Genomic DNA, 7,493 nt, shown 5'->3' with positions numbered 1-7,493 from the left:
TTCACCAAGCAGAATTGTCAGATTCATTTGAGTATGCATGTAATCAAGTACTTTAGATATATCTTCAAGGACTATTGGTGCAAGACCAAGTGTAGGTTCATCAAGTACTATCATTTTTGGTTTTTGAACAAGAGCTCTTGCTATTGTTAGCATCTGTTGTTCTCCACCCGATAGTGTAGATGCAAGTTGCTTTTTTCTTTCTGCTAGTCTTGGGAATATTGAATATACTTCTTCTATTCTTTTTTTTGCTTCATTTTTTGCTACTTTTTGCAAAGCAAGGTTTAAGTTTTCTTCTGTGCTCATAAATTTAAACAATTCTCTGGTTTCTGGTACAAATGATATGCCTAAATTTACAATTTCTGCCGTTTTTAGATGCTTTATAGATTTACCGTGCCATTTTATGTCACCTTCGTAATTTACAAATGAAAATATTGCTTTAAAAAGGCTAGTTTTTCCAGCGCCATTTAAACCTACAACAGATACAAATTGACCTTCTTTTACTATTAAGTCAACATTTCTTAAAGCCTGAGCTTTATTGTAGGATAAAGAAGTGATATTGACTTCCAATAGAATTTTTGCGTTAAGGTCAGTTTGTTTTTGATTTGAGTTTTCAATTTTAGTTTGTTCGCCCAGAAATACTCTTTTCACTTCTTTGTTGGATATTACTTCTTCTGGTGTGCCTGTTGATATTATTTTTCCAGCGTGAATTGCTATAATTTTATCAACCAAGTCTTTAACTGCTTTTACATTATGATCAACTATTATAATAGAAAAATTTTCTTTTGTTAATGATCTAATTAGTTTAGAAAACTCTTCTACTTCTGAATGACTCAAACCTGCAAAAGGCTCATCTAAAAGCAGGAGTTTTGGGTTTAGAGCAATGGCTTTTGCAAGCTCCATTCTTCGTATAATACCAAAGGCTAACTCTGATGGACGTTTATTACAAACCAATTCTAATCCCAGATTTTTTGCTATTCGAAAGGCTTGTTCTTTTATATCGTTTTTATAGAAAAACTGAAATTTATCTTCCAATAAAGATAATTCGATATTTTCTAACACTGTCTGTCTGCTAAGCGGTCTTGAATGCTGAAACATTACGGCAATACCCTTTTTTATTCTTTTGTGTATACTTAAATGTTGAATTTCTTCTCCATTGAATTTTATTATACCATTTGTAGGTTTGTAAAGGCCTATGAGCAAATGCATTATTGTAGATTTTCCAGCACCATTTGGACCTATTAAACCTACAATTTCATTTTTATTAATTTCAAAGCTTACATTGTCTGTGGCATGTATGCCGCCAAAATATTTGTCCAGATTTTTTACTTCCAGTAACGCCATTTAGTTTTTCCTCAAAAACAAGCTTATTATACCATCTGGCAAAAAAAGCAATACTATAAGTCCCATTATCGACACAACAACATAGCTAAGCTGACCCAATGGTTGCAGCCACTCTCTTAAAAGTATTATAAAAAAAGCTCCCAAAATAGGTCCTATAATTGTTCTTCTTCCACCAATAATAGCAGAAATTATAATTTGCAATACAACAGCAATAGACACTACAAGACTCACTGAAGCTGTACCTAAATAAAACACAAGCAAAGCCCCTGATAAGCCACTAAATAAAGCACTGATACCAAAAGCTAAAACTTTGTATTTTGTTATGTTAAAACCCAGACTTTCTGCTTCTATTGGATCTTGAGCAGATGCCTGTAGAATCAGACCAATAGGCGATCTTGCAATAACAAGCATAACCATTGCACTGAAAGCACAAAACAAAAGGGCCATATAATAATTTATTTTTGAGCTAACAGATATTATGCCGGGTACGGATAAGCCTATCTCTCCACCTGTGTATTGGGCAAATATTGTGACAAATTGTTCTAATAACAAAACACTAACCAGTGTAATAAGTCCAAAATATGGTCCTTTAAGTCTTAAAGCTGGAGCAACTAGGATAAGTCCTGATAAAATGGCTGCTACAGCACCAAGTACAATACATAAAGCAAGTGGCATATGAGTGTTTATATTTAAAATAGCCGCAGTATATGCACCTATGCCTATTTGAAATGTAGATCCAAAATTTACTTCCCCTGAATATCCAAATAATAAATCCCACGACATAACAAAAACTGCGAAATATAAAGCAATTGTAAAAACACCCACAACATAAGAAGAAAAAATGTAGGGTACAAATATCAAAAGAATAAAAATTACAATTCCTATAAAAATTGATCTATCCTTTGGTATTAACATATTTAAAACCTACCAAACAAACCTTTTGGTTTAAACATAAGTATCAAAACTAAGATTACGTAAGCAGGTATTGATGTGTATGCAGGTGAAATCAAATAAGCAGTCATAGTTTGTATATAGCCGATAAGAAATGCTGCCAGAATAGAACCTGTTATGTTACCCAAGCCTCCAAGCACCACAACAGAAAAAGCAAGCCCGGTAAGACTTGGGACGCTTTGTGAACTTGCACCTAAAAATGAAGCTAGCAAGGCACCAGAAAGACCGGTTAATAAGCCGTATACACCCCACAAAAGTATATAAACCTTTTTAATATCAATACCGCTTATTGCCAAACCGTCATGGCTCATAGATGCTGCAAGCAAAACTTTGCCTGTTTTTGTTTTGTTTATAAAAGTCCACAAAATAATCAGAATTAAAATAGAAGCAAACGAAAGCAGAATTTCATTGTATGTTATATTCATTTTAAACAAGTGTAAAACACCTTTTACAAAAGGAGGCACAACAACAGGATTTGAGCTGAAAAAATAATCCAGTAATTCTTCTATAATCATAGACCATAAAAGTGTAGCTGTAAGTATAAAAATTTCTTTTTCTGCAGTGGGTATTTTTTTAGATTTGTCTATGGGGTTTATAAGCAATACAAATAACAAGTATGAGACTGCTATTGAAGCTAAAACGCCAACAACCATACCAGCTAATAAAGGCAGATGAAAATGACTTATAAAAAACCAGGAAATGATTGCACTCAATACTAAAAAAGCACCGTGGGAGAGATTAAGTACTCCTGCTGTGCCAAAGATAAGAGAAAACCCTACTACTCCCACAGCGTAAATCGAACTAATAATAAAGCCATCAAATAAAATTTGCCAAAAAAGGTTCATTTTTTAACAAACGAAGGTATAATAACTTTAGCTGTTGCTGCATGAGGTGGCCAAACCGTTTCTAATTTGCCGTGTTGCCATTGCAACATAACGCCGGTTGCATATGAAGGGCCATATTTTATGCCATGTGCATATGGACTTTCTTTTCCATAAAACTCTATATGTCCCATAACACCAATGTAATTTGTAGCTTCAAGTGCTTTAATAAGTGCATCAGTGTTTGTTGATTTAGCTCTTTTTATAGCCTGTGCCAGCACATATATAGCATCATATGTTGTATAGCCACCATAAGCAGGTGTTATGCCAAATACTTTCACGTATTCTTTAACAAAAGGTATGGTTTTTGGTGTTATTGGAGCAGGAGATCCTTCTGCTTGACTAATTATGCCTTCTGTTGCTCCATTGCTTTTTTTCCAGAAGTCAGATGTACTTGCCTGTGCGTTTATTCCAACTATCAAAAAAGGATATTTTGCTTCATGCCATTGAACAGTTTGTTGAAGACCTGTATGTGCCCAACCGGTTACTAAAAGATCAGGATTTTTAGATTTTATATCGGTGAATATAGGTGTAAAATCAGTTGTATTTGGTGCAAATCTAATATGACCTACCACTTTGACACCAGTTTGTGGAAGACATTTTAGATACTCTGCATCTAATGGTTCGGTCCATGCTGCATTCTCGCTTGCTATATAGGCTGTCTTGTAGCCATATTGTTTTACTAAATCATCATGTATAAAGTTACATACAGTTTGAGCCATTTCAGTAGCATTGTACTTTAATTGGAATACATATTTATACATATTATAGTTATTATGGACTAATTGTGTAATTTTTGGATCAGCTGCGCCGGTTGTAATATAAATAGTATGTAGCCTTGCTGCCCAGGGTTCAAGTGCAAGTGCAACTTCACTTATCCAGCTACCAATAACTGCAACTACATGGTGATCGTAAACAGCTCTTTGAAAAGCTTGAACAGCATCTGTTGCTCGCATGTGATCATCGTAAATAAATAACTTAATAGGTCTACCGTCAATACCACCTTTTGCATTAATCTGGTCTGCTGCTAATTTTGCCCCATTAACAATAGAATCACCTACAAGTGTACCTTGTTCTGCTATAATGCCAATGTTAATAGGTTCTGCTGCAAATACTAGACGTGGTAAGAAAACAAATGCAAAAACCGCAACAATTAGAGCCATTTTTTTAAAGACACTCATTTTTTAAACCTCCTTTTACATACTTTTAATATATTTTAGTATTGTAAGTTAAACATGTCAAGAAAAATTAATAAATTAATTTTCTATTGATTTTTTTAAAAAAAGATATATAATAACTAACTAATTATAAATATGGGAGGTTTTTATGAAATTTAAAAAATTTGTTGTGTTTTTGGTGTTTTTTGTTAGTTTATTTTTTAGTAGAGCAGCTTTTGCTAAAATTGGCATTATTAGCACACAACAGGCAAACTTTTTAATAAAAACTCAAAACAATGTCGTTGTGATTGATACAAGAAGCAAACAAAATTATCTGCATGGCCATTTGCCTAAAGCAATAAATTTAACAGAAAACGAAATACTCGCATCTCAAGAAAATGAATTGGGTCTTATGCCATACAACAACCAGCTGGAAAGAATTTTTTCTGCATATGGGTTGAAAAGAAATGCAACATACATTGTATACTCTGGTGAAAATTACGATAACAGTGCAAGGTTTATAGCACAGGCTGCATGGATTATTAGCGCACTTTATTGGTCTGGAATTAAAGATATATACTATATGGATGGAGGTTTTGAAAAATGGAAAAGTGAAGGTTTGGCTGTTTTAATAGGAAACTATAGTTTGCCAAAATCCCATTTTACAATAGAATACAACCCTGGCAATATTTTGGCTCAAAAAAGTTTTTTACTTTGGGCAATAAATAATGAAAACACGATTCAAGTAGTTGATTCAAGATCAAGAAAAGAATACTTAGAAGGTCATATTAAAGGTGCCAGATGGTTTTACGCGGGGGATTTTTTGGGAAAAATCAATAACTATTGGGTTATAAAGCCAAAAAACACAATCGAAAATTTATTTTTGAAAGAAGACATAGATATTAATAAGCCTATAATCTCTTACTGCCAGAGTGGTCATTTATCTAGTGTATTTTGGTTTATCGCAAATGCAATTTTCGATAAACAATCTGTTTGGAGTTTTTGTGGAACATTCAAGAATTTACAAAAGCAAAATAAAGTGCCTATAAACATTGGTCCTATATGTTGAAAGTCCCATAAGCTATTTATGGGACTTAAGCAACATAAGCGTCATTTTGATATTTATTATAATAAATTTTACTAATTGCCATAGCACACATGTTCTTAAAAATTTTGTAAATTTAGTGGGTTTTGAAGCAAAAAATGCTTGTTGATATGGTTTTCTTTCTTCAATTGTTTTTTCTACCATTTTGCCCTCCTATTCTGGTAATACAAACCAAAACGGTTTTAGTTTTGCTTTATAAATAAATGCATAGTGCAATAAAAGCTTGATCCAATGACCAGCAAGCCCAATTTCGCCAAATGTGTAATACAAATCCCGGCCATATTCAGGATATTTTTCAAAATCAGGCACAATAGGATATACTGTTATAGAAGCAGCAGTGCCAGAAAAAAGACTGGCTCCTGTAGAAGCTACACATGATGCGCCAATTTCTGCCATAGATGCTGTGTGTTTTGGTGTCTGATTGCCATGTTTAATCATACTTGCTATATTTAAAGCGCAATTCCTGCCAATTATAGCAGAAGGCATTCCGGTGCGAGGTGGTGCCGGAAAGATTGGTGTTTTATTTGGGCTATACATTGGTTTTGAGATTGCATGAGGTGGTGCAAAAGCAATACCTGCTGCAAATATATTTTTGTATGTAGGGTTTTGATAGGTTTTTGGCCAATCAGCAGCTTTCCATTCTTCGTAAGGCTTTTGCGTATAGTCTGCATCAACTTTCATAAAGCCATTTGATGTAAATAGATTCCCAGTAATATCTTCACCAGTTTTATTGTATGCTTTAAGGCCAACGCCTGCAAAAGGTGGTATAAGCATTGCAAAATCAAATTCAATTTCATGAGTGCTACCATAGAGTGTTTCGTAATACGCTTTATTTGATTCAACTTTATATATATGAGCCCTTTTTATCCATGATACATTTCTTTCAGCAAATAAAGATTCAGTAAATGTTTTGGTATGTGTTATATAGCCTCCTTTTTTTATGTGTGCACCAGCCATTCCAAAGTCTCCAATCTCGTATTCGTTTGTTATGAAAACTATCTTTGCTTTGTCTTTTACCTTTTCTTTTTTAAGTACGAAATCTAAATTAAATACATATTCAAAAGCTGCACCCTGGCAGGTAGCTTGACCGTGTCCTGTGCCTACAAGAAATACAGCATTTTTGCCTTTTTTCATGTTTTCAATTGTTTTTTTAAGTTCTTGAGCTGCTTGTTTTGAATGGGATGCGCTGCAAACAGACAGAGAATTTTTATCAGGACCCAGACCGGGTGTTGCTTCGAAATTAAGTTTTGGACCTGTTGCATTTATTAAGTAATCATATTCTACATTTTCCTTTTTTCCAGGAAAATCTCTGCCAGTATACTCAATCAATACAAATGGTTTTGAGGTTGTTTGAGTACCTTCTGGATAAATTGCAATTGCTTTTGCTTGTTTAAATATTACGCCTATTTTTTTGTAAACTTTCTCAAGTTCAAACGTTACATCTTCTGGTTCCATTGCTCCTATTCCAACCCAGATATTAGAAGGTATCCAGTTCCACTTGCTATTTGGTGCAATTACAATCACTTCATGTTCTTTTGGTAAGAGTTTTCTTAAATAGGATGCTGCAGTATGACCAGAAATGCCAGCTCCCAAGACAACAATCTTTGACATAGTTTTACCCCCCCCTTTTTTTGATACCAAAAAATTAAACCAACTATTGAAAATGTATGTTAAGTTATTTATATAGTAAATAATTTTAAGTGTCAATATGTGAATAAATAATAATTATTATATGTTTTAAATACCTAACTTTTCCCACTATTTTATACACTACACCCTAAAAGTTTAAGAATTAATTTTTGTTGGTTTTTTAAAGTAACGGTTTTTGTCCAGTTTAAATTATGTTTTTCAGATCTGAGATTTACAATGTAACAAGATTGTAGAGTTTCAAGCACATCTACAGGTGAGATTCCAAGAGATTTTGTCTTCTGTTTTATATAAGTTAAAATTGCAAATGCAATGTAGCAAATCTTTATATGAGCTTTGATGTGATTTATTCTATATTTTCTTATTACGATTTGTACAAAGAAAATAAGCGCTTTCTGTTTTCAAAAAAGG

General features: G+C 33.4%; 7 protein-coding genes. 1 reads left to right on the top strand and 6 read right to left on the bottom strand.

Features of this window, described 5'->3' with window-relative positions:
• From ACP5FO_RS08105 to ACP5FO_RS08090, 4 genes are all read right to left on the bottom strand, one after another.
• Nucleotides 1-1,341: ATP-binding cassette domain-containing protein (locus tag ACP5FO_RS08105; protein ID WP_428157344.1), on the bottom strand; the 1,341-nt coding region annotated here is incomplete at its 3' end.
• Complete coding sequence (locus ACP5FO_RS08100; RefSeq protein ID WP_428110756.1) at nt 1,342-2,256, bottom strand: branched-chain amino acid ABC transporter permease; 915 nt, start codon at nt 2,254-2,256, stop codon at nt 1,342-1,344.
• A 2-nt stretch (nt 2,257-2,258) separates the two neighbouring features.
• Nucleotides 2,259-3,137, bottom strand: coding sequence for a branched-chain amino acid ABC transporter permease (locus ACP5FO_RS08095; protein ID WP_428157343.1), 879 nt, complete (start codon nt 3,135-3,137; stop codon nt 2,259-2,261).
• Complete coding sequence (locus ACP5FO_RS08090; RefSeq protein WP_428157342.1) at nt 3,134-4,354, bottom strand: ABC transporter substrate-binding protein; 1,221 nt, start codon at nt 4,352-4,354, stop codon at nt 3,134-3,136. The genes ACP5FO_RS08095 and ACP5FO_RS08090 overlap by 4 nt, the downstream gene beginning before the upstream one ends.
• Before the next feature lie 145 nt (nt 4,355-4,499).
• Here ACP5FO_RS08090 and ACP5FO_RS08085 point away from each other — a divergent pair, with 145 nt between their 5' ends.
• The gene (locus ACP5FO_RS08085; protein ID WP_428110759.1) at nt 4,500-5,399 is read left to right on the top strand and encodes a sulfurtransferase; all 900 of its coding nucleotides are present in this window, start codon (nt 4,500-4,502) and stop codon (nt 5,397-5,399) included.
• Nucleotides 5,400-5,411: 12 nt separating this feature from the next.
• Here ACP5FO_RS08085 and ACP5FO_RS08080 read toward each other — a convergent pair whose 3' ends face one another.
• Together ACP5FO_RS08080 and ACP5FO_RS08075 are read right to left on the bottom strand one after the other, a co-directional pair.
• Nucleotides 5,412-5,579 (bottom strand): hypothetical protein, encoded by a 168-nt coding sequence (locus ACP5FO_RS08080; RefSeq protein WP_169701770.1) that lies wholly within the window; start codon nt 5,577-5,579, stop codon nt 5,412-5,414.
• 9 nt (nt 5,580-5,588) lie between these two features.
• A complete protein-coding gene (locus ACP5FO_RS08075; protein ID WP_428110862.1) occupies nt 5,589-7,046 on the bottom strand; it encodes an NAD(P)/FAD-dependent oxidoreductase in 1,458 nt (485 codons plus the stop codon).
• Between the last annotated feature and the right edge of the window lie 447 nt (nt 7,047-7,493).

The organism is Desulfurella sp. (genome assembly GCF_049977265.1).
Taxonomy (GTDB): Bacteria; Campylobacterota_A; Desulfurellia; order Desulfurellales; family Desulfurellaceae; genus Desulfurella.
Note: the sequence above shows the minus strand (reverse complement) of the source record. Positions and strands in the feature narration are given on the sequence as shown.